The organism is Williamsia herbipolensis (assembly GCF_000964005.1).
Classification (GTDB): Bacteria; Actinomycetota; Actinomycetes; order Mycobacteriales; family Mycobacteriaceae; genus Williamsia_A; species Williamsia_A herbipolensis.
Window position 1 is genome coordinate 1 of record NZ_JXYP01000015.1, and the last position, 21,620, is coordinate 21,620.

Sequence of the window (21,620 nt, forward strand, 5' to 3'; positions counted from 1 at the left end):
TTACGGCGGCTATAGCGGAGGGGAAACGCCCGGCCCCATTCCGAACCCGGAAGCTAAGCCCTCCAGCGCCAATGGTACTGCACCCTAATCAGTGTGGGAGAGTAGGACACCGCCGAACACAACTTGTATCGAGGCCCCGAAGACATCGTCTTCGGGGCCTCGGTCATTTCTGCTTGGATGGCCCCATGGCGTCCGTGGTCGAGACCTATCTGCACCGCATCCAGTCCGCGTGCACCCCGATGGACGCCGGCACACTCGCCGATTACATCCCTCAGCTCGCGGCGGTGGACCCGGACCGATTCGGTGTGTCGGTGGTCGTGCACGACGGTCACGTCTACTCGGTAGGCGACAGCACCATCGAGTTCACCATCCAGTCGATATCAAAGGCGCTCACCTACGCATTGGCACTCCGCGAACGTGGATTCGACGACGTCGACGCGCAGATCGGTGTCGAACCCTCTGGTGAGGCGTTCAACGAGATCAGCGTCGACCACCGGACGCGTCGTCCCCGCAACCCCATGATCAATGCCGGCGCCATCACCGCGACAGCACTGCTCCTGCAGCGCCCGCACGACGACGAGGGCACTCCCGAGGACTTCGGCACAGCGGTGGACGAGGCGTTCGCGCTCATCCTCGAGTTCTATTCCGGCTGCGCCGGGCGACACCTGACCATGGACGACGAGGTGTATCGGTCCGAGATGGCGACCGGTTCCCGGAACCGGGCAATCGCCTACATGTTGGAGAGCTTCGGGGTGTTCCCCTCTGATCCCGAGGCGGCGGTCGACCTCTACGTACGGCAGTGTTCGGTGACGGTGACCTCCGACGACCTCGCCGCCATCGGGTCCACTCTCGCCAACGGTGGGGTGAACCCTCGAACGGGTCGTCGGATGCTCGACACCGCGGTCACGCGGCGTGTGTTGAGCGTGATGACCACATGCGGGATGTACGACGGAGCCGGCGACTGGGTCACGACCGTGGGATTACCGGCCAAGAGCGGGGTCGGCGGTGGGATCCTCGCGGTGCTACCCGGTCAACTGGGTATCGGCGTGTATTCGCCCCGGCTCGACGAGCACGGCAACAGCGTTCGCGGCGTCGAGGCGTGTCGACACCTCTCCGACGATCTGGGCCTGCACATGTTCAACGTCGCACGCGAGAGCCGTGTGACGATTCGTTCGACCTACGACGGGCACGAGCTCGACCTCGGTGCCGGTCGGTCGGAGGTCGAGCGCGCCTACCTCCGGGCCCATCGGCATCGTGTTCGGGTGTTGGAACTCCAGGGCGACCTGACGTTCTCCGGCGCGGAGAGTGTCGTCCGCCGTGTGGAGTCGTTGCGCCCCGACGCCGACGTCATCCTGATCGACCTCACCCGGGTCGGGGTGATCGATGACGTGTCGCGCCGGTTCATCGTGGGCCTGCGCGCCACGTTGTTGGCCGACGACACCGAATGGGTGATCGTCGACCCCGACGGTGTGGTGGACGCCGGGGCCCAGCAGACCGCCCGATCCGCCGCGGCCGACGCCCCGGTCTCGTCGATGGCCGAGGCCATCGAGCGTGCCGAGGACATCCTCCTCAAGAGGGCCGCCGACCGCACCGCCTGACCGACCGCAGCATCAGGCGTCGTACACCGACAGGCAGGCCCAGGCGGCGAGGGTCTGCGCATCGACGACGCCGCCTGTCCGGATCGCCTCGACGATCTCGTCTCGTGTCCACCAGCGGCCGAGCAGGTCCTGCTCCTCGTGTTCGAGGCGTGCGGTCCCCGGTCGGGGATCGTCGGCGAGCACCACGGCCGAACGCTGGGAGGTGAAGCCCGGTGCGACGTCGATGACCGACAGGACCCTGAGGTCGTCGGACTCCAATCCGGTCTCCTCGAGCAGTTCTCGCCGCGCAACAGTGAGTGCGTCGTCGCTGTCGGGGGAGGTCCCGGCGGGGAACTCCCAGCGTCGCGCCGACACCGGATAGCGGAACTGCTCGACGAGGTAGAACTGCACGACGCCGTCGCGCGTGCGACGTGCGATCACCACCGCGCCGAGTGGTCGGTCGACCACACCGAAGATCCCGGCGGTGCCGTCACGCCGACATATCTCGTCCTCACGCACCGACATCCACGCATTGCGGTAGACCTCCCGCGAGGTCACGGTCGTGACATCTGCAGCGGTCGGGTCTGGGGACTGGCGGTCGATCGGCATGTCCACAGCATCACCTCCGACGCGCGCCGCCCACAAGCGGAGAGCCGGTGCGGTGACCGGCGGGGCACGCACCCTAAGGTGAGGTGGTGCGTCTGGTGATCGCTGAGTGCCAAGTGGACTACGTGGGTCGGCTGACGGCCCATCTGCCCATGGCGCGTCGGTTGCTGTTGATCAAGAACGACGGTTCGGTCAGCGTGCACGCCGACGACCGTGCCTACAAGCCGCTGAACTGGATGAGTCCACCATGCTGGCTCGTCGAACACCCGGCGCCTGCCGAGAGCGACGCCTCGGCGTTGTGGGTGGTGACCAACAAGGCCGGCGAGGAACTACGGATCCTGCTCGGACAGATCCATCACGACTCCGTCCACGAGCTCGGCGTCGATCCGGGATTGATCAAGGACGGCGTGGAGGCGCACCTACAGGAACTGCTCGCCGAACACGTCGGGACCCTGGGCCCGGGCTACACCCTCATCCGTCGCGAGTACATGACCGCCATCGGCCCGGTCGACCTGCTGTGTCGCGACGCCGCCGGTCGCACGGTGGCCGTGGAGATCAAGCGTCGCGGCGAGATCGACGGCGTCGAGCAACTCACCCGCTACCTGGAGCTGCTCAACCGCGACACGACCCTGGCCCCCGTCGCGGGGGTCTATGCCGCGCAGCTGATCAAGCCGCAGGCACGCACGCTCGCCGAGGACCGCGGCATCCGCTGCCTGGTGCTCGACTACGACGCGCTCCGGGGAACCGAGAGCACCGAGTTCCGTCTCTTCTGAGCCGTGCCCAGACACAACAGGCGCGATCGGGGAACGCCACCGACACCACCGTCCGGCGCCCTGCACCGGGTGGAGCGCGGTCCGGCCGGCCTCGACATCGACCACCACGTCCGTCCGATCCCGGGGTCGCGCGCCACGAAGCCCTACCTGTGCCCTGGGTGCCGTCAGACGATCGCCCCGGGAACCGCCCATGTGGTGGCCTGGCCGGTCGACGACCCCGACGGCGAGGACCGGCGCCACTGGCACACCGGCTGCTGGAACGGCCGCATCACGCGCACCGGATACCGCTGACCCAGGACCAGCGCCGCCTACCGGGAGCGAAGGCCGACAGAATGGGGTGTCAGCGCGTCGATTCGCTGAGATCGGCCTGCGCCCCGGCCGTGTCGCCGCCCCGACCGTCGTCGGTGGAGCGCACGACCTTGGCGTCGTCGGACAGGCCCCGGTTGAGCAGATCGGTGCTGTCGGTGTCGATGACATCCTTCTCGTCCTCGAGCTCGGAGAGCAGTCGCGGCAGGTCGTCGAGATGCGTGCGGACCTCGGTGAGCTGGGCCAGCATGCGCGAGCGGAGTTGACGGGCGCTCTCGACGAGTTCGCCGGACCGGGTGACGCGCTCGGTCGCGACCGAACGTGACTGTGCGAGAAGGCGTTCGGATTCCGCGTTCGCGTTGTCGATGAGTTCGCGCGCGGTGGTCTCGGAGCTGATCTCGAGTTCCTTGATGGCCTGCACGGCCTTATCGCGGCGGGCGGCCATCGTGACGTCGAAGTCCTCCTGGACCCGCTCGCGCTCGCGGCGGGCCTGCACGTCGATCTCCTCGGCCTCGGCGCGGGCGTTCGCGACGATCCGCTCGGCCTCGAGACGCGCGGCCTTCATGGTCCGCTTGTGCTCGGCCTCCATCGCTGCGGTGCGTTCGGCGATGAATGTCGCGTTGGCCTCGCCGGCCGCACGGGCCTCGGCCTCGAGGCGCGTCGCGTCGCCGCGCAGGCGCTGCGCCTCGACCTTCGCCGACGCGAGCTGGGAATTGGCCTCCTCGGAGGCGTCCTCACGCAGCTGCGCGGCCTCTTGTCGGGCCACCGACAGGAGTTCTGCGGACTCCGACTGGGCGTCGGCCCGCATCTCCGACGCCTCGTCGGCGGCGAGCTGCAGCATCCGCGAGATGCGGTCGCTCATGCCCTGGGCGGTGGTGACCGGGACCGACAACGAGTCGACCTCGCGCCGCAGTTGCTCGACCTCGTCGCGCGCGTCGTCGAGGTGCTCGGCGAGTTCACGGGCGTTGGCGGCCGCGGCGTCCCGATCGGCGGCGATGACGCGCATCTCGGCGTCGGTGCGGGCGAAGAACTCACCGACCTGTTCGCGGTCGTACCCGCGCATCGCGATGGCGAACGGCAATCCGGACGACGAGGTGTGGGTCTGATCGGACATGCGGAGGAGTTTACGCGGAGCGGGTCGCGCTCAGACGTCCAGTGCGGCTGAACCAGACGATCGGCCGACCACCGTCGGAGGTCGTCCCATGAGGTCGCGCGCCCGCGGTGACGGGTCCCCGGCGCGGCAGCGGGTACGTCGTCAGTGCGCGGCCGGTTCGACCAGCTCGAGCAGCACCCCGCCGGCGTCCTTGGGGTGGACGAAGTTGATACGCGACCCGGCCGTGCCCCGACGCGGTTGCGGGTAGAGCACACGCAGGCCGGCGTCGGTTAGTCGTCGCACCACCTCGTCGAGATCGGTGACCCGCACGGCGAGTTGCTGCAGTCCCGGACCGTTGCGGTCGATGAACTTCGCGATCGTCGACGACTCGTCGATCGGGGACAGGAGTTGGATCTGGGTGCCGCCGGTCGCCGGTGCGTCGGCCGGACCGACCATGGCCTCCACGACTCCCTGTTCGGTGTTCTCCTCCTGATGCAGACACCCGAAACCGAGGTGGTCGGCGTACCAGGTCTTGGCCGCCTCGAGGTCGGGTACCGCGATGCCCACATGGTCGACCGCGGTGACGAGATCGCCGATCAGGGCGGTGGGACCTGAGGCGGGGTTCGGTGCTGGTGAGACCATCGGACAACGGTAGCGTTGGAGTGTCGGTGACACCACACGCACCACATCGCCCTGCCATCGGCCGGCCCGCCCCGGGTCGCCACATCTTCTCGAGAGGTCGCCATGACATCGGTCATCGTCGCCGGAGCGCGCACACCCGTCGGACGCCTGATGGGCTCGCTTAAGGACTTCAGTGCCGTCGATCTCGGCGCCATCGCCATCCGCGGTGCCCTCGAGAAGGCGAAGGTGCCGGCGTCGGCCGTCGAGTACGTGATCATGGGCCAGGTCCTGACCGCCGGCGCAGGCCAGATGCCGGCCCGTCAGACGGCGGTCAAGGCGGGCATCGGGTGGGACGTCGCCGCGCTGACCATCAACAAGATGTGTCTGTCCGGCATCGACGCCATCGCACTCGCCGACCAGCTCATCCGTGCGGGCGAGTTCGACTGCATCATCGCCGGTGGCCAGGAGTCGATGACCCAGGCGCCGCATCTGCTCCCGGGGAGTCGCGGCGGGTTCAAGTACGGCAACACCGAACTCGTGGACCACATGGCCTTCGACGGCCTCTTCGATCCGTTCACCGACCAGCCGATGGGCGCGTTGACCGAGCAGGAGAACGACCGCGTCACCTACACCCGTGAGCAGCAGGACGAGTTCGCCGCGCGGTCGCATCAGCGCGCCGCGACCGCCTGGAAGAACGGTCTGTTCGCCGACGAGGTCGTTCCCGTCTCCATCCCGCAGCGCAAGGGCGACCCGATCGAGTTCGCCGAGGACGAGGGCATCCGCGCCGATACCACCGCCGACTCGCTGGGGCGGCTGAAGCCGGCGTTCCGCAGGGACGGCACCATCACCGCGGGCAACGCCTCACAGATCTCCGACGGTGCAGCCGCCGTGGTCGTGATGAGCAAGGAGAAGGCGACCGAGCTGGGGCTGGAGTGGCTGGCCGAGATCGGGCCGCACGGCGTGGTGGCCGGACCGGACTCGACGCTGCAGGCGCAGCCGGCCAACGCCATCGCCAAGGCCTGTGCGCGTGCGGGCATCAGCCCGACCGACCTGGATCTCATCGAGATCAACGAGGCGTTCTCCGCGGTCGGACTCGCCTCGACCGATCAGCTCGGCGTGGACCCGGAGATCGTCAACGTCAACGGCGGCGCGATCGCCATCGGGCATCCCATCGGCATCTCCGGCGCCCGGATCACGTTGCACCTGGCCCTGGAACTGGCGCGACGTGGCGGCGGCACCGGTGCCGCGGCGCTGTGTGGGGCGGGTGGCCAGGGCGACGCCCTCATCCTCACCGTGCCGAAGGCGCGATAGGGCGACCGTGCCGAAGCGCGACTGAGGTCTGTACTACACGCGGTAGTAAATCGCGGGTGCGTTCGGGCACAATGGTGGGCATGGAATCCTTCTTCGACCTGCGGACCACCGCCAAGCGTTTCCGATTCGTGGCCGTGCTCGAGGCCATCACCTGGTTGGCGCTGCTCATCGCGATGTTCTTCAAGTGGGTCCTGGGGCACACCGAGGCGGTCGCCGTTCCCGGCATGGTGCACGGCATCGTCTTCGTGGTGTTCGTGATCGTGTCGCTGCTGACGGCGATGTCGTTGAAGTGGACGGGGAAGGTGACGCTCCTCGCGCTGATCTCCAGCATCCCGCCGTTCGGCACGATCGTGTTCGAGCGCTGGGCCGTCCGCAACGGTCACCTCGCCGAGCTGTCGAACACCGGCACGACCACTGCGCGCGTCGCCTGAGCGCACACCCGGTTGCGGCGGCGGTCGGACCCGTGTGACCGTGGGGTCATGATCGTCGCCTTCAGTGTCTCCCCGTCCGGTGCCGACTCGGTGGACGCCGACGGTGGCATGAGTGAGGCGGTGGCCGCCGCGGTCCGCGTGGTCCGTGCGTCCGGCGTGACGCACCAGACCACGGCGATGTTCACCTATCTCGAGGGCGAGTGGGACGAGGTGATGGCCGTCGTGCGCGATGCCACCGACGCCGTCGCCGCCCTGGCACCGCGGGTGTCGCTCGTCCTCAAGGCCGACATCCGGCCGGGTTTCGACGGTCAACTGGCCGCGAAGGTCGAACGGATCGAGAGTCACCTGCGATGACGGTCGCCCCCGGCGACACCCTCACGAGGACCCTGCGTCGGCGCCGCATCGCGGTGTCCGCGGTGTTCGGCATCAACGGGTTGCTCGCCTCGATGTGGGTGTCGCACATCCCGGTCATCTCCGACCGGACCGGCGTCGACCACAACACCCTCGGCGGGCTGCTCCTCATCCTCGGCGGGGCCGCGTTCCTGGGCATGCAACTGTGCGGTCCGATCGTCGACCGATGGGGGTCGCGTGGTCTGATCGTCACCGCCGCCGTCGTGCTCGCCGTCGCCACTCTCGGCCCGATCCTGTCGCACTCGGCATGGCAGCTCGCTTTGTCGCTGGCCGTGTTCGGACTCGCCAACGGATCGATCGACGTCGCGATGAACTCCCAGGCCGTCGTCGTCGAGCAGTCCTACCGGCGTCCGATCATGTCGTCGTTCCACGCCTATTTCTCGCTCGGAGGCGTGATCGGCTCCGGTATCGCCGCGGCCGCCCTGTTCGCCGACGTCCCGGTGATCCTCACCGTGAGCGTAGTCGCGGTGCTGTCCGTCGTCGCGATCCTCGGCGTGCGGCCCTCCCTCGTCGTCGGATCGGCGCGGACCGACGACGGTCCGGCCGACGCGGGCGCCAACAAGCGCTTCCCGCCGGGACGTCGACTGCGTATCGCGCTCATGGCGGTCGTCGCGTTCGCGCTCATGCTGGCCGAGGGCACCGCCTACGACTGGAGTGCGCTGCACCTCGTCGAACGATTCGGCACCACCGACGCCGCCGGGGCGGTCGCCTTCGGCGCGTTCAGCGCGACGATGCTCATCGGTCGCTTCGCCGCGGACTCCGTCACCGCCCGGTTCGGTCCGGTCGCGGTGGTGCGCGCCGGCGCCGCGACCGCTGCGGTCGGCATGGCCGTCGTGATCTGTGCGCCCGTTCCCGCTGTGGCAATCCTGGGGTGGGCGGTCTTCGGCGTCGGCGTGGCGGGCGGTGTCCCGCAGCTGTTCACCGCCGCGGGCAACGTCACCGACCAACCCAGTGGACGGGTCATCTCGACCGTCGTGGGCAGCGGGTACCTGGGGATGCTCGCGGGGCCGGCACTCATCGGGTTCATCAGCCACGAGACCACCCTCGGCTCGGCGCTGTGGCTCGCGGCGGCAGCGATGCTGTTCGCGTGTCTCGCCGGTTCGGTGGTGCGTCGACCGGCGTCGGCGTCGGCGGAGGGGACCGCACGACGGGATGGAACACCGTCGGCGGGGCGTGCCAAAATGGACGTGTGACCCGACCCCAACCACGTCAGCAGGCCGCGGCCGTCGCGCGCGCCGCCGCCATGACCGGAGCCGTCGACCTGTCGGTTCTCAAGGAGCGCGCCGACGCCGCCCGGAACCGCCCCGCGACACCGCAGGCCCCGCGCCCGCCCGCCGGCAACGACGGTGCAGGGACCGTGGCCGCGGTACCCGCCGTCGTCGAGGTCACCGAGGCCACGTTCGAGGCCGAGGTCATCGCGCGTTCCGACCAGGTGCTCGTGCTGGTCGATCTGTGGGCCACCTGGTGCGAGCCCTGCAAGCAGCTCTCCCCGTTGCTCGACCGTCTCGCCGAGGAGGCGAGCGGGCAGTGGATCCTCGCGACCATCGACATCGACGCCAACCCCCGTATCGCGCAGGCCTTCGGCGTGCAGTCGGTACCCACAGTCGTCGCGATCGCGCAGGGGCAGCCCGTCGCCGCGTTCCAGGGTGTCCAGCCCGCCGCCCAGATCACCGCGTGGGTCGACGAGATCCTCGCCAAGGTCGGTGACCGCCTGACCGGTCTGCCCGCCGCCGATGGTGCCGAGGCGCCCGATCCGATCGACCCACGGATGGCCGAGGCGGAGTCCAAGCTCGACGAGGGTGACTTCGACGGCGCGCTCGCCGCGTATCAGGCACTGGCCCAGGCCGAACCGGGCAACGTCGAGGCCGCCTCGGCCGCCCGCAACATCGAGTTCGTCATCCGGGCGCAGGCCGCCGACCCCTCCGTGGTCGACACCGCCGCACCCGACGACATCGAGGGTCAGTTCGCAGCGGCCGACGTCCTGCTGCTCAACCAGCGACCCGACGACGCGTTCGACCGGCTCATCGCGCTGGTGCGCGCGACCTCCGGCGACGACCGCTCGGCGGTCCGCACACGCCTGCTGTCCCTCTTCGAGCTCTTCGATCCGTCGGAGCCGTTCGTCGTGTCCGCCCGTCGCAAGCTCGCCAGCGCCCTCTACTGAGACCGATCGGTGGGTCAGCCGGCGGGCTGGATCCAGATGGCGCCGTTGGCGGGCAACGTCATCCGCGCCGAGGTGGGACGCCCGTGCCACGGGTCGCCGTCGGCGACGATCGAGCCCATGTTGCCCTCGCCGGTCCCGCTGTAGTGCGGGGAATCGGTGTTGAGCACCTCGGTCCATCGGCCCGCCGTGGGCAACCCGACCCGGTAGTCGGTCTGGGTGACGCCGGAGAAGTTGAACACGCAGGCCAGCACGCTACCGTCGGACCCGAAGCGTAGGAAGCTGATGATGTTGTTCGCGGTGTCGTTGGCGTCGATCCACGAGTAGCCGTTGGGTGTGGTGTCCTGCGTGTAGAGCGCCGGGGTCGCGCGGTAGACGCGGTTGAGGTCGGCGACCAACGACTCGATCCCGGAGTGCAGTTCGCCCTCCCAGCCGGTGCGCTGGTCCCAGTCGAGGCTGCGCTCCTCCGACCACTCGGCCACCTGCCCGAAATCCTGGCCCATGAACAGCAGTTGCTTACCCGGGTGAGCCCACATGTACGCCAACGTGACCCGGACGCCGGCGGCCTTGGCGTGCGAATCGCCGGGCATGCGGGTCCACAGCGTCCCCTTGCCGTGCACCACCTCGTCGTGGCTGATCGGCAGCACGAAGTTCTCGCTCCACGCGTACATGAGCGAGAACGTGATCTCGTGATGGTGGTGGCTGCGATGGATCTGATCGCGCCCGAGGTATCCGAGCGTGTCGTGCATCCAGCCCATGTTCCACTTCATCGTGAACCCGAGTCCGCCCAGATTGGTGGCGCGGGTGACACCGGGCCACGACGTCGACTCCTCGGCGATGGTCACCACGCCCGGATGATGTTTGTGGACGGTGGCGTTCATCTCCTGGAGGAACTGCACGGCCTCGAGGTTCTCGCGTCCGCCGTAGATGTTCGGACTCCACCCGCCGTCGGGGCGCGAGTAGTCGAGGTAGAGCATCGAGGCGACGGCGTCGACACGGAGACCGTCGATGTGGAACTCCTCGAACCAGTACAGCGCGTTCGCGACGAGGAAGTTGCGGACCTCGTTTCGCCCGAAGTCGAAGACGTATGTGCCCCAGTCGAGTTGCTCACCACGCTTGGGGTCGCTGTGCTCGTAGAGCGGCAGACCGTCGAACCGCGCCAGCGCCCAGTCGTCCTTGGGGAAGTGGGCAGGCACCCAGTCGACGAGGACGCCGATGCCCAGTGTGTGCAGATGGTCGACGAACGCCCGGAAGTCGTCGGGGCTGCCGAAGCGCGACGTCGGCGCGTAGTACGACGTGACCTGGTAGCCCCACGAGCCGCCGAACGGGTGCTCGGCGACGGGGAGCAACTCGACGTGCGTGTAGCCCATGCGAGAGACGAATTCGCCGAGCTCGGTGGCCAGTTCGCGATAGTCGAGGCCGACACGCCATGATCCGAGGTGCACCTCGTAGACGCTCATCGGCTCGTCGGTCGGGGTCGAGGACGCGCGCCGCGCGGTCCACGCGTCATCGGTCCACCGGTGATCGCTCTCGGCGACGACCGACGCCGTCGACGGTGGCACCTCGGTGCACCGCGCCATCGGGTCGGCCTTCTCGCGGGTGACGCCATCGCTGCCGACGATCCGGAACTTGTAGCGGGTCCCCGGGCCGATGTCGGGGACGAAGACCTCCCACACACCACTCGACCCCAGCGACCGCATCGGGGTCGAGCGACCGACCCAGCCGTCGAACGACCCGATGACGGTGATCCCGCGGGCGTTGGGAGCCCACACCGAGAACGCCGTGCCGGTGACGGTGCCGTCGGGGGTGTCGTAGCTGCGCCCGATCGCACCGAGGATGTCCCAGAGTCGTTCGTGACGCCCCTCGGCGAAGAGGTGCAGATCGAGCTCACCGAGGCTGGGGAGGAAGCGGTATCCGTCGGCGACGACGAAATCCGTTGTCCCACCGGCAGCCTCGGGGTAGCTGACGCGGTAGCGGTAGTCGATGAGATCGACGATGGGCACCGCGGTGACGAACAGTCCCTCGGACTGGTGGCGGAGAGGGAACTCCTCGCCACCGATGATCGCGACCACTGCCGATGCGTCGGGACGCAGGGTGCGCAGGATGGTGTGTCCGGGCGCGGGATGCGCGCCGAGCACCGAGTGCGGATCGTGGTGGATCCCCGTGCGCAACAGGTGCAGATCCTGCGCGGACATCGCCGGGTCCACGGGGTCGGCCGCCGCGGTCGGTCGGTGGGGGGTGGGAGGATCGACTGTGCTCACGAGGTGATGTCCTTCGGGGGGAGACGAAACGCCAGGCGCGCCGCGACGTCGGCGGGCAGCGGTGGCAGGGCGACGATGTGGGCGACCGCGCGCCACGGCTCGAGCCGGACGTAATTCGCCTGCCCCCAGTGGAAATGCTCACCGCTGACCTCGTCGACACCGGAGAAGCGGTCGTTCCAATCGTGTCCGAGGGACGGCATGTCGAGCCACACCGTCGACTCCTCGGCGCCGAACGGGTTGAGGTTGACGACGATCACGACGCGGTCGCCGGTGGTCGGGTCGACCTTCGAGTAGGCGATCAGTGCGTCGTTGTCGACGTGATGGAAGGTGATGTTCCGCAGTTGCTGCAGGGCGGGGTGGCGCCGTCGGATCTCGTTGAGCGAGGTGATCCACGGTTCCAGCGAGTCACCCCGCGACGATGCCGCCTTGAAATCGCGCGGCCGCAACTCGTACTTCTCAGAGTCGAGGTACTCCTCGCTGCCGGGGCGCACGGCCTGTCCCTCGAACAACTCGTACCCGCTGTAGACGCCCCACGTGGGCGCGAGAGTCGCTGCGAGCGCTGCCCGCAACGCGAACATCCCCGGCCCGCCGTGCTGCAGGCTCTCGTGCAGGATGTCGGGGGTGTTGACGAAGAGGTTCGGGCGCGCCTCGTCGGCATGCGCGGCGATCTCGGTGCCGAACTCGGTGAGCTCCCACTTCGCCGTCCGCCACGTGAAGTAGGTGTACGACTGCGTGAAGCCGAGCTTGGCCAGCCCGTAGAGCCGCGCCGGACGGGTGAAGGCCTCGGACAGGAACAACACGTCCGGATCGCGTTTCTTGACCTCGGAGATCAGCCACTCCCAGAAGTCCGGCGGCTTGGTGTGCGGGTTGTCGACCCGGAAGATCTTGACCCCCACCGACACCCAGTAGAGGACGACGGCGAGCACCGCCCGGTAGATGCCTGCCCGGTCGTCGTCGAAGTTGAGGGGATAGATGTCCTGGTACTTCTTCGGCGGGTTCTCGGCGAACGCGATCGTCCCGTCGGGCTGCACGTAGAACCACTCGGGGTGCTCGGCGGCCCACGGGTGGTCGGGCGCGCACTGCAATGCGAGGTCGATCGCGACCTCCATCCCGAGTTCGGAGCTGCGCGTCAGGAAGTACCGGAAGTCGTCGACGCTGCCCAGTGCCGGGTGGATCGCGTCGTGGCCGCCGTCGGCCGAACCGATCGCCCACGGCGATCCGACGTCCTCGGGGCCGGGGGTCAGAGTGTTGTTCGGGCCCTTCCGGTTCATCAGACCGATGGGGTGGATGGGCGGTAGGTAGACCACGTCGAACCCCATGTCGGCGATTCTCGGCAGGTCCTCGGCCGCGGTGAGGAAGGTCCCGTGGACCGGTCGGCCCTCGTTGTCCCACCCACCGGTCGAGCGCGGGAACAGCTCGTACCAGGCGCCGAACAGGGCGCGCGTCCGATCGACCCACACGCGGTATGAGCGGCTCTTGGTCACGAGGTCGCGGACCGGGTACTCGTCGAGCACGGCGACGACCTCGGGCGACAGTGCGGGGCGGACACGGACGGCCACCTCGTGGTCCGAGCGCAGGGCGTCGACGGCATCGGCGATGAGGGTGTGGTGGTCGGGGCCGACCAGTTCGAGGGCGCGGTCGAGGAGTCGGGCCCCGACCTCGAGATCGTTGGCGAGCTCCTCGGGGCCCTGACCGGCCGCGAGCTTCTTGGTGACCGCCGAGTTCCAGGTGGTGTAGGGGTCGCTCCACGCGTCGATCCGGAAGCTCCAGTAGCCGACCTCGGTGGGTGTGAACGCCGCGTTGTAGGTGTCGGGTTCGTGCGCGGCGGACATGCGGCGTTCGATCACCATCCCGCGGCGGGGGCCCTCGGCGTGCAGTGTCGCCGCGACCGCGTCGTGTCCCTCGCGCCACACGGTCGCGCTGACCGGGAAGAACTCTCCCACAACCGCTTTGGCAGGAAACTGTCCGGCGTCGATCACCGGCGCGATGTCGTCGATGCCGATGCGCCCGATCACCCGTTGGCCACCCTTCGTGCTCTTCGGTCGCGCCGCGACAGGTGTCGGACGCGCTCACGCTCGCTCTCGCGTGGGTCGCCTCCAACCGTAGGGGATCGGCGGGCGTTTGGCGCCAGGACTCCCCACCGGGTCGGCGACACGCGCCGTTCGCATCAGCCGGCGGTGGTGGGCTCGCTCTGCAATCGGGTCAGCGCCGCGCGGACCACGGCGGGATCGGTGGTCTGCCAGAACGGCGGGAGCGATGCGCGCAGGTAACCGCCGTAGCGCGCGGTCACCAGTCGGGGGTCGAGGATCGCCACGACCCCCCGGTCGTCGGTCGCGCGCAGCAGCCGTCCCGCGCCCTGGGCGAGCAGCAGGGCGGCGTGGTTCGCCGCGACCGCCAGGAACCCGTTGCCGCCGCGGGCTGCGACCGCGCTCTGGCGGGCGATGAGCAGGGGATCGTCGGGTCGAGGGAACGGGACGCGGTCGATCAGCACCAATGACAGCGACGGGCCCGGTACATCGACGCCCTGCCACAGCGACAGCGTGCCGAACAGACAGGTGGCCTCGTCCGCGGCGAACTGCTCGATCAGCGTGCCGGTGGCGTTCTCGCCCTGGCACAGGATCGGGGTGTCGATGCGCGTCCGGACCGCGGCCGCGGCCTCCTTCGCCGCACGCATGGAGGAGAACAGGCCGAGGGTGCGTCCGCCGGCGGCGGTGATGAGCTGCACCATCTCGTCGAGGGTCGCCTCGGCGATCGACGCGCGACCCGGCGGGTCGAGATGGGCGGCGACGTAGAGGATCGCGCAGCGGCGGTAGTCGAACGGCGACCCGACGTCGAGGCCCTGCCACCGGATGGTGTCGCCGTCGGCCGGTGTCGGGCTGCCGGTGGCCGTGAGGTCGGAGAGGACGGCCGCCGACGCGTCGGCGCCGCGGCCGGAGATCGGCAGCCCCCAGTTGGCGGCGAGGCTGTCGAAGGTGCCGCCGACGGTCAGCGTCGCCGACGTCAGCACCGCGGTCGCCTCGGCGAACAGCGACGACCGCAGCAGTCCACCCACCGACAGCGGCGCGATCCGCAGGGTCCGCCGGCGTTCGTCGCGCACCAGGTCCTCGGCGATCCACACGACGTCGCGACGCTTCGACTCGTCGGGTTCGTCGAAGGCACCGAGCAGTCGGACGGCGTTGTCGTGCAGGTCGTCGAGTGCGGTGATCGCCGCCGAGCGTGCAGCGGCACCGGTCGAATCGGTGCCGTCCCGCGCCGGGCCGATCGCCGAGCGTGCCCGCCACAAGCGGTCGCGCAGGCCGGCGAACGTGGCCCCGGCGCCGTCGGGCAACGACGTCCAGCGTCCCGGTGCGGTCGACTCGAGCAGCGCGGCGACGAGTTCCCCGGCGCCGTGGATGTCGTCGACCAACTCCTCGTCGATCAACTTCGAGCACCGCCTCGCGACGCCGGCGACCGTCGACGAGGCGATCTCCGCGGTCGCGACCGAGGTGATCCGGTCGACGAGTTCGTGCGCCTCGTCGACGATCACGACATCGTGTTCGGGCAGGACGTTGAACCCGCTCATCGCGTCGATCGCGAGCATGGCGTGGTTGGTCACCACGACGTCGGCGGCCGACGATCGACCGCGGGCGAGCTCGGCGAAGCAATCGGTGCCGTAGGAGCAGTTGGCCGCACCGAGGCACTCCCGCGCGGTCACGCTGACCTGCCGCCACGACCGGTCCATCACCGCGGTCGGGAGGTCGTCGCGGTCACCGGACTCGGTGTCGCTGACCCATTCGCGCAGACGCACCACCTCGCGGCCCACCCGGGAGGTGGTGAACGGGTCGAACAGTTCCTCGGTCTGCTCCTCGGCCTCGCCGGAGTGGATCTTGTTGAGGCATATGTAGTTCGCGCGGCCCTTGAGGATCGCGAAGCTCGGTTCGCGGCCCAGCGGCATTCGGAGCGCGGTGGCCAGGCGGGGCAGGTCGCGGTCGATCAGCTGTCGCTGCAGCGCGATCGTCGCCGTCGACACCACCACGGTCGAACCGGACTCGACGGCGTGCCGCAGTGCCGGCACGAGGTAGGCGAGTGACTTACCGGTACCCGTACCGGCCTGGACGGCCAGGTGCTCGCCGGTGTCGATGGCGTTCGCGACCGCCGACGCCATGGCGAGTTGCCCGTCGCGGTGGCGACCGCCGAGGGCCGACACCGCCGAGGCGAGCAGTTCGGTGACCGGGGGGAGTGCGGTCACGGAAGGGCGAAGCGGGTCGGGACCGCGGGCTCACCCGACGACAGGCTCAACCCCTCCCACGGCAGGCTGACGAGTGCGGACGCGAGATGCTCTCGGCTGTCGGTGATCGACGGCAGGTCGTCGACCGGTTCTCCGCCCCGCACCAGCGGGATCTGGAGAGCGGTGGTGGTGAGTCCGTCGGTGTGGGGGACCGGTGACCCCGCCGGGTGGATGATCTCCTCGACGATGGTGCCGGTGTCGCGCGCGGCGCGCGAGGCGGACTTGGCCCCTCCGCGGGACTCCTTGTGGCTGGACCGTTTCGCCACACCCACGCCGTCGACCTCGACCAGCTTGTAGACCATGCCCGCGGTCGGGGCGCCGCTGCCGGTGACCAGTTGCGTCCCCACGCCGTACGCGTCGACCGGCTCGGCGCGCAGCGCGGCGATCGCGTACTCGTCGAGATCGCCGGAGACCACGATGCGTGTGTTCGCCGCGCCGAGGTCGTCGAGTTGGGCGCGCACCTGACGGGCGAGCACGCCGAGGTCACCGGAGTCGATGCGCACGCCTCCCAGTCCGGTGCCGGCCACCTCGACCGCGGTCGCGACCCCGCGGGTGATGTCGTAGGTGTCGACGAGCAGCGTGGTGCCCACCCCCAGCGCCGCGATCTGGGCGGCGAAAGCGGCCCGTTCCCCGTCGCCCGTGCCCCCGCCGAGCCCGACATGGGCCAGGGTGAAGGAGTGCGCGCTGGTCCCCGCGCCGGGGACCCCGTACCGGCGGGTCGCCTCGAGATTCGACGTCGACACCATGCCTGCGATGAACGCCGCGCGGGCGCACGCGACGGCCGCCGACTCGTGGGTGCGGCGCGATCCCATCTCGATGATCGGGCGGGAACCCGCGGCGGTCACCATCCGGGCCGCGGCGGAGGCGATCGCGCTGTCGTGGTTGAGGATCGACAGCGCCAGAGTCTCGAGCACGACCGCGTCGGCGAAGGTGCCCCGCACCGACAGGATCGGTGACCCGGGGAAGAACAACTCGCCCTCGCGGTATCCGTCGATTTCGCCGGAGAAGCGGTAGGAGCGCAGCCAGTCGAGGGTCGCGTCGTCGACGACGTCGGCGAGGCTGCGCAGCTGCTCCTCACCGAACCGGAAACCGGCCAGCGCCTCGATCAGCCGTCCGGTCCCGGCGACGACCCCGTAACGACGGCCGTCGGGTAGGCGCCGTGCGAACACCTCGAACGTGCAACGACGCCGCGCCGTACCGTCGCGCAGAGCTGCCGAGACCATGGTCAGCTCGTAGCGATCGGTGAACATGGCTGTGTTGTCGATGCTCACAATCACCTACCCTGGGGGCCATGCGCGGACTGATGACGACCGCACGATTCCGAGGAGTTCGGACTCCGAGGCGGGATCGGCGAGCGCCGATGCCGACTTTCGGTTCTGACGAGGCTACCCCGGCCGGTACCGCGGTCGCCGACCCCGACACGGCCGAGACGGACACCGAGATCGACCGTCCCTGGGTCACCATCGTGTGGGACGACCCGGTCAATCTGATGCGCTACGTCACCTACGTGTTCCAGAAGTTGTTCGGCTACTCCGAGACCAAGGCGTCGGAGCTGATGATGCAGGTGCACAACGAGGGTCGGGCCGTGGTGTCGAGCGGCGACCGCGACTCGATGGAGCTCGACGTGCGCAAACTGCACGCCGCGGGGCTGTGGGCGACCATGCAGCGCGACAGCTGATCGGGTGCAGAACTGGAGACGCCGGGGACGTGGTGGTTCACAGCGCATCACCGCCCGGCTCGACGCACACGAGAGTGAGCTGATCGCCTCGCTCGTCGGGTCGATGACCGAACTGCTCGACGAGCGATCGCAGAGCGCGCCGACCGATGACCTGTCGGCCCTCACCGGCATCGAGACCGGACATTCCGCACCTCCCGACGACGCCACGCTGGGTCGCCTGCTGCCCGATTTCCACCGGCCCGATCAGGATCGAGAACTGGTCGCCGACACCGTGACCGGCGATCTCAACGGCGCGCTGCGCAGCGTGCACGAACCGCACATCATCGCCACCAAGATGTCGGCGGCGCAGGTCGTGCTCGACACGTTGCCGCCCGGAGGAGGCGACGTGTCGCTGACCCCGGCCCAGGCCGAGCAGTGGCTCACCGCGGTCAACGACGTGCGACTCGCCCTCGGCGCCATGCTCGGTGTCACCGAACACACCCCTGATCAGCTGCCACCCGACGATCCCCAGGCCGCTCATCTCGACGTCTATCACTGGCTCACGGTGGTCCAGGAGCTGCTCGTCGTCGCCCTGATGGGGAAGTGACGGGTGCGGCGATGACCGGGGCGGACGAGCGACGCCGACGGTGGGTGCCCGGGCCGCGTGACGCCCTCGGCGATGTCGCCGGAGTCACGGTCGGCCAGGCTCACCGGATCGACGACGACGTGACGGTCGCGACCGACGAGACACCGGGCGCGGGGTGGGCGACGGGGACCACGGTCGTCGGGCTCCCCGTCGGTGCGGTGGCCGCCGTCGACGTCCGCGGGGGCGGTCCCGGCACACGCGAGACCGATCTGCTCGACCCGGCCAACACGGTGCAGACCGCGCACGCGATCGTCCTGTCGGGTGGCAGTGCCTACGGACTGGCCGCCGCCGACGGCGTGATGACCGCACTCGGCGAGGCCGGGGCGGGGCTGCCGATGAACGGCTTCGGCGACGTCGTGCCGATCGTGTCCGCGGCGGTCGTCTTCGACCTGCCGGTCGGGGGCTGGACCTGCCGACCCGATGCGGCCATGGGTGCCGCGGCGGTCGCGGCGGCGAGCGCCGACATCGTGTCGGGTTCCGTCGGTGGCGGTGCGGGTGCCCGGGCCGGGGTGCTCAAGGGCGGGGTCGGTACGGCGTCGGTGGTGCTCGACCACCCGGCCGCACCCGGTGTCACGATCGCGGCGCTGATGGTCGCCAACCCGGTCGGCGACGTCATCGACCCCGACACCGGTCTGCCGTGGGGGTGCGGACCGGCCGATCTCGACTACTTCGGGTTGGGGCCGGCGTCCCCGGAGGATCTCAAGGCCTATCGGGCACTGCACGCGAAGGCGACGGTGCTCAACACGACCATCGGCGTGGTGGCCACCGACGCCCGCCTCGACCCGGCGTCGACGCGACGGATCGCGATGGCCGCGCACGACGGCATCGCCCACGCGGTCCGTCCGGCTCACTCACCCCTCGACGGCGACACCGTCTTCGCGGTGTCCACCGGGACGGTCGAGACCGTGCGCGCCGCGGCGGTGCCGACCGGGATGAACCCCGACGTCGCGGCGGTGGCCGTGCTGTCCGAGGCCGCCGCGGTCGTGGTGCGTCGGGCGATCGTCAACGCGGTGCTCGCGGCGACGGCGGTGGCGACGATCCCCACCTTCGCCGACACGTTGCCCTCGACGTCGCGTCGGTGACATCTCCTCCGGGGACATCTCCTCGGGGGACATCTCCTCCGGGGCACGAACGCCGGTAACCTCGGCTGGGTGATCGCCTCATGAGCGCGCCGACGCCGGTCCCACCGCTCGGGACGCCGGACCCCCGCCGAACGGGTCCGCTGCACGATCGCGCCCTCTGGGTCCGTTCGGCGGTGGTGATGATCGTGATCATCGGGGTGCTCTACCTCGTCGAGGCCATCGACGCGGCCACGAACATGCGACTCGACGACGACGGGATCGTGCCGCGAGAGTCCGACGGGCTCGCCGGCATCGTGTGGTCGCCGTTCCTGCACGCGGGGTTCGACCACCTCACCTCGAACGCCACGGTGGGGGCGGTGCTCGGTTTCCTGCTGCTGCTCGCACGGCGGTTCGTCATCACCACCGCGATCGTCTGGATCGTCTCCGGCTTCGGTGTGTGGTTGTTCGGCCCCGCCCACGTCTCGACCATCGGGGCCTCGGGCATCATCTTCGGCTGGCTCGCGTTCCTCCTCGTCCGCGGATTGTTCAACCGATCGCCGCTGCAGATCGTGCTCGGCGTCGTGCTCGCGCTGATCTACGGGTCGGTGCTGTGGGGCGTGCTCCCGACCCAACCGCAGATCTCCTGGCAGGCACACCTGTTCGGCGCCGTCGGCGGGGTGTTGGCCGCGTCGGTGCTCGCCGGACGTGACCGCCGCCGCGCCCGGTCGGCGCCCGCCACGCCGCCGATGTACGGCGGGAACACATCTCGGTGACACAGCCCGATCCGAGTGCCGCGACCTCCTCGCAGACCGCGCCGATCGGCATCTTCGACTCCGGGGTCGGCGGACTCACGGTGGCGCGTGCCATCGTCGATCAGCTCCCCGACGAGGACATCCTCTACGTCGGCGACACCGGCAACGGTCCCTACGGACCGCTGCGGATCCCCGACATCCGCGCCCACGCCCTCGCGATCGCCGACGACCTCGTCGACCACGGCGTGAAGGCGCTCGTCATCGCCTGCAACACCGCGTCCTCGGCGTGCCTCCGCGATGCCCGCGAGCGCTACCCGATCCCGGTGATCGAGGTGATCCTGCCGGCGGTACGTCGTGCGGTGAACACCACGCGCTCGGGACGGATCGGGGTCATCGGCACCTCGGCGACGGTCACCTCACGTGCCTACGACGACGCGTTCGCCGCGGCCACCGATCTCGAGATCACCTCGGTGGCCTGCCCGCGGTTCGTCGACTTCGTCGAACGCGGGATCACCTCGGGACGTCAGATCCTCGGTCTCGCCGAGGGATACCTCGAACCGCTGCAGCAGGCGCGTGTCGACACCGTCGTCCTCGGCTGCACGCACTACCCGTTGCTCTCGGGGGTCATCCAGCTCGCGATGGGCGACGACGTCACGCTCGTCTCCAGCGCCGAGGAGACCGCCAAGGACGTGCTGCGGGTGCTGACCCAGCGCGACCTGCTGCACCCGCACACCGATCGCACCGCGCAGCGGGTGTTCCGCGCCACCGGCGACCCGGTGTCGTTCGCACGACTGTCCACGCGGTTCCTCGGTCCCGCGATCGGCGCCATCCAACACGCGTAAAACACCATCGTCGATGCTGTGTGCCGCATCACGTGGCACAGTGGGCGACATGCGTTTGACCGTCCTGGGGAGCTCGGGCAGTGTGGTCGGGCCCGGTGCTCCGGCGTCCGGTTATCTGCTGACGGTGCCCGATCAACAGCCCGTCGTCCTCGACTTCGGACCGGGGGTTCTCGGAGCGCTCCAGGAGCGGGTCGATCCCAACGAGGTGGCGGTGATGCTCAGTCATCTCCACGCCGACCACTGTCTCGATCTGCCCGGGATGTTGGTCTGGCGGCGCTACCACCCGGTGCCCGCCACGGTGCGCGCGCCGCTCTACGGTCCCACCGGCACGGCCACCCGGATCGGTGCGGCCTCCTCGGAGTACCCCGGACAGATCGACGACATCACCGACACCTTCGAGACCCACGACTGGGTCGAGGGCGAGCCGGTGAAGATCGGCGGGATGACGGTGATCCCCACCCGTGTGTCCCATCCGCCCGAGACCTACGGGCTGCGGATCAGTGAGCCCGGGGGACGGGTGCTGGCGTTCAGCGGCGACACCGCCGTGTGCGACGAGCTGGTCGAGCTCGCCCGCGACGCCGATGTGTTCCTCTGCGAGGCGTCGTGGACCCATGCACCCGCGCAACGGCCGCCGGGTCTGCACCTGTCGGGGACCGAGGCGGGCGAGATGGCCACCCGGGCCGGCGTGAAATCGCTGATCCTGACCCACATCCCACCGTGGACGCCGGTCGAGGATGTCCTCGACGAGGCTCGCGCGGCGTACTCCGGCCCGATCAGCGTCGCCCACCCCGGACTCGTCGTCGACATCGAGTGACGGTGCCGCGCACCCGCGGCGCCGACCGGCAGG

21 protein-coding genes and 1 rRNA gene are annotated in these 21,620 nt (G+C 69.6%); 15 read left to right on the top strand and 7 right to left on the bottom strand.

Translation table 11 applies throughout. The annotated features are described in order from the left end of the window. Position 1: 1 nt before the first annotated feature. Positions 2-118, top strand: a 5S ribosomal RNA gene (rrf, locus tag TU34_RS07745). Between the two features lie 67 nt (positions 119-185). After that, positions 186-1,598 (top strand): glutaminase A, encoded by a 1,413-nt coding sequence (gene glsA / locus TU34_RS07750; protein ID WP_045822308.1) that lies wholly within the window; start codon positions 186-188, stop codon positions 1,596-1,598. A 12-nt stretch (positions 1,599-1,610) separates the two neighbouring features. On the opposite strand, the gene TU34_RS07755 is transcribed toward glsA, so the two are convergent. Further along, a complete protein-coding gene (locus TU34_RS07755) occupies positions 1,611-2,186 on the bottom strand; it encodes an NUDIX domain-containing protein (RefSeq protein ID WP_045822360.1) in 576 nt (191 codons plus the stop codon). A gap of 86 nt (positions 2,187-2,272) precedes the next feature. Here TU34_RS07755 and nucS point away from each other — a divergent pair, with 86 nt between their 5' ends. Both nucS and TU34_RS07765 read left to right on the top strand, forming a co-directional pair. Continuing rightward, positions 2,273-2,956 (top strand): endonuclease NucS, encoded by a 684-nt coding sequence (gene nucS / locus TU34_RS07760; protein WP_045822361.1) that lies wholly within the window; start codon positions 2,273-2,275, stop codon positions 2,954-2,956. A 3-nt stretch (positions 2,957-2,959) separates the two neighbouring features. Further along, on the top strand, positions 2,960-3,247 hold the full coding sequence (locus TU34_RS07765) for a hypothetical protein (protein ID WP_045822309.1): 288 nt from the start codon (positions 2,960-2,962) through the stop codon (positions 3,245-3,247). A 49-nt stretch (positions 3,248-3,296) separates the two neighbouring features. Here TU34_RS07765 and TU34_RS07770 read toward each other — a convergent pair whose 3' ends face one another. Beyond that, positions 3,297-4,376 carry a coiled-coil domain-containing protein gene (locus tag TU34_RS07770; protein WP_052688816.1) on the bottom strand — a complete coding sequence of 360 codons (1,080 nt, stop codon included), beginning with the start codon at positions 4,374-4,376 and terminating at the stop codon, positions 3,297-3,299. 141 nt (positions 4,377-4,517) lie between these two features. Further along, positions 4,518-4,997, bottom strand: coding sequence for a methylmalonyl-CoA epimerase (gene mce / locus TU34_RS07775; RefSeq protein WP_045822310.1), 480 nt, complete (start codon positions 4,995-4,997; stop codon positions 4,518-4,520). 102 nt (positions 4,998-5,099) lie between these two features. Between mce and TU34_RS07780 the strand changes: the two genes are divergently transcribed. The 5 genes from TU34_RS07780 (at position 5,100) to TU34_RS07800 (ending at position 9,290) form a co-directional block, all read left to right on the top strand. Next, positions 5,100-6,287: an acetyl-CoA C-acetyltransferase gene (locus tag TU34_RS07780; RefSeq protein WP_045822311.1), complete on the top strand. Its 1,188-nt coding sequence runs from the start codon at positions 5,100-5,102 to the stop codon at positions 6,285-6,287. Between the two features lie 71 nt (positions 6,288-6,358). Next, positions 6,359-6,718 (top strand): DUF3817 domain-containing protein, encoded by a 360-nt coding sequence (locus TU34_RS07785; protein WP_045822312.1) that lies wholly within the window; start codon positions 6,359-6,361, stop codon positions 6,716-6,718. A gap of 48 nt (positions 6,719-6,766) precedes the next feature. Continuing rightward, positions 6,767-7,072, top strand: coding sequence for a thiamine-binding protein (locus TU34_RS07790; protein ID WP_045822313.1), 306 nt, complete (start codon positions 6,767-6,769; stop codon positions 7,070-7,072). Next, positions 7,069-8,322 carry an MFS transporter gene (locus TU34_RS07795; RefSeq protein WP_045822314.1) on the top strand — a complete coding sequence of 418 codons (1,254 nt, stop codon included), beginning with the start codon at positions 7,069-7,071 and terminating at the stop codon, positions 8,320-8,322. The genes TU34_RS07790 and TU34_RS07795 overlap by 4 nt, the downstream gene beginning before the upstream one ends. Before the next feature lie 50 nt (positions 8,323-8,372). Further along, positions 8,373-9,290 carry a tetratricopeptide repeat protein gene (locus TU34_RS07800; RefSeq protein ID WP_045822363.1) on the top strand — a complete coding sequence of 306 codons (918 nt, stop codon included), beginning with the start codon at positions 8,373-8,375 and terminating at the stop codon, positions 9,288-9,290. 14 nt (positions 9,291-9,304) lie between these two features. On the opposite strand, the gene glgB is transcribed toward TU34_RS07800, so the two are convergent. The 4 genes from glgB to TU34_RS07820 form a co-directional block, all read right to left on the bottom strand. Further along, a complete protein-coding gene (gene glgB / locus TU34_RS07805; RefSeq protein WP_045822364.1) occupies positions 9,305-11,482 on the bottom strand; it encodes a 1,4-alpha-glucan branching protein GlgB in 2,178 nt (725 codons plus the stop codon). A gap of 62 nt (positions 11,483-11,544) precedes the next feature. Next, positions 11,545-13,563: a maltotransferase domain-containing protein gene (locus TU34_RS07810; protein WP_045822315.1), complete on the bottom strand. Its 2,019-nt coding sequence runs from the start codon at positions 13,561-13,563 to the stop codon at positions 11,545-11,547. Positions 13,564-13,715: 152 nt separating this feature from the next. After that, the gene (locus tag TU34_RS07815; RefSeq protein WP_045822316.1) at positions 13,716-15,776 is read right to left on the bottom strand and encodes an ATP-dependent DNA helicase; all 2,061 of its coding nucleotides are present in this window, start codon (positions 15,774-15,776) and stop codon (positions 13,716-13,718) included. Next, positions 15,773-17,086: a nicotinate phosphoribosyltransferase gene (locus TU34_RS07820; protein WP_045822317.1), complete on the bottom strand. Its 1,314-nt coding sequence runs from the start codon at positions 17,084-17,086 to the stop codon at positions 15,773-15,775. The genes TU34_RS07815 and TU34_RS07820 overlap by 4 nt, the downstream gene beginning before the upstream one ends. Before the next feature lie 89 nt (positions 17,087-17,175). On the opposite strand from TU34_RS07820, the gene clpS reads away from it, so the two are divergent. The 6 genes from clpS (at position 17,176) to TU34_RS07850 (ending at position 21,587) form a co-directional block, all read left to right on the top strand. Further along, complete coding sequence (gene clpS, locus TU34_RS07825; protein ID WP_045822318.1) at positions 17,176-17,493, top strand: ATP-dependent Clp protease adapter ClpS; 318 nt, start codon at positions 17,176-17,178, stop codon at positions 17,491-17,493. 4 nt (positions 17,494-17,497) lie between these two features. Further along, positions 17,498-18,079 (top strand): oxidative stress transcriptional regulator AosR, encoded by a 582-nt coding sequence (gene aosR, locus TU34_RS07830; protein WP_045822319.1) that lies wholly within the window; start codon positions 17,498-17,500, stop codon positions 18,077-18,079. A gap of 11 nt (positions 18,080-18,090) precedes the next feature. Continuing rightward, positions 18,091-19,200: a P1 family peptidase gene (locus TU34_RS07835; protein ID WP_045822365.1), complete on the top strand. Its 1,110-nt coding sequence runs from the start codon at positions 18,091-18,093 to the stop codon at positions 19,198-19,200. A gap of 80 nt (positions 19,201-19,280) precedes the next feature. Beyond that, positions 19,281-19,952 carry a rhomboid family intramembrane serine protease gene (locus TU34_RS07840; protein ID WP_045822320.1) on the top strand — a complete coding sequence of 224 codons (672 nt, stop codon included), beginning with the start codon at positions 19,281-19,283 and terminating at the stop codon, positions 19,950-19,952. Next, positions 19,949-20,773: a glutamate racemase gene (gene murI / locus TU34_RS07845; RefSeq protein WP_045822321.1), complete on the top strand. Its 825-nt coding sequence runs from the start codon at positions 19,949-19,951 to the stop codon at positions 20,771-20,773. The genes TU34_RS07840 and murI overlap by 4 nt, the downstream gene beginning before the upstream one ends. 49 nt (positions 20,774-20,822) lie before the next feature. Continuing rightward, a complete protein-coding gene (locus TU34_RS07850; RefSeq protein WP_045822366.1) occupies positions 20,823-21,587 on the top strand; it encodes a cyclic nucleotide-degrading phosphodiesterase in 765 nt (254 codons plus the stop codon). Positions 21,588-21,620: the final 33 nt, after the last annotated feature.

Coding starts and splice junctions, on each gene's coding strand:
- glsA (WP_045822308.1), top strand. CDS start 186: ATGGCGTCCGTGGTCGAGACCTATCTGCACCGCATCCAGTCCGCGTGC.
- TU34_RS07755 (WP_045822360.1), bottom strand. CDS start 2,186: ATGCCGATCGACCGCCAGTCCCCAGACCCGACCGCTGCAGATGTCACG.
- TU34_RS07770 (WP_052688816.1), bottom strand. CDS start 4,376: ATGTCCGATCAGACCCACACCTCGTCGTCCGGATTGCCGTTCGCCATC.
- mce (WP_045822310.1), bottom strand. CDS start 4,997: ATGGTCTCACCAGCACCGAACCCCGCCTCAGGTCCCACCGCCCTGATC.
- TU34_RS07780 (WP_045822311.1), top strand. CDS start 5,100: ATGACATCGGTCATCGTCGCCGGAGCGCGCACACCCGTCGGACGCCTG.
- TU34_RS07785 (WP_045822312.1), top strand. CDS start 6,359: ATGGTGGGCATGGAATCCTTCTTCGACCTGCGGACCACCGCCAAGCGT.
- TU34_RS07790 (WP_045822313.1), top strand. CDS start 6,767: ATGATCGTCGCCTTCAGTGTCTCCCCGTCCGGTGCCGACTCGGTGGAC.
- TU34_RS07795 (WP_045822314.1), top strand. CDS start 7,069: ATGACGGTCGCCCCCGGCGACACCCTCACGAGGACCCTGCGTCGGCGC.
- TU34_RS07800 (WP_045822363.1), top strand. CDS start 8,373: ATGACCGGAGCCGTCGACCTGTCGGTTCTCAAGGAGCGCGCCGACGCC.
- glgB (WP_045822364.1), bottom strand. CDS start 11,482: ATGTCCGCGCAGGATCTGCACCTGTTGCGCACGGGGATCCACCACGAT.
- clpS (WP_045822318.1), top strand. CDS start 17,176: ATGCCGACTTTCGGTTCTGACGAGGCTACCCCGGCCGGTACCGCGGTC.
- TU34_RS07835 (WP_045822365.1), top strand. CDS start 18,091: ATGACCGGGGCGGACGAGCGACGCCGACGGTGGGTGCCCGGGCCGCGT.
- TU34_RS07840 (WP_045822320.1), top strand. CDS start 19,281: ATGAGCGCGCCGACGCCGGTCCCACCGCTCGGGACGCCGGACCCCCGC.
- TU34_RS07850 (WP_045822366.1), top strand. CDS start 20,823: ATGCGTTTGACCGTCCTGGGGAGCTCGGGCAGTGTGGTCGGGCCCGGT.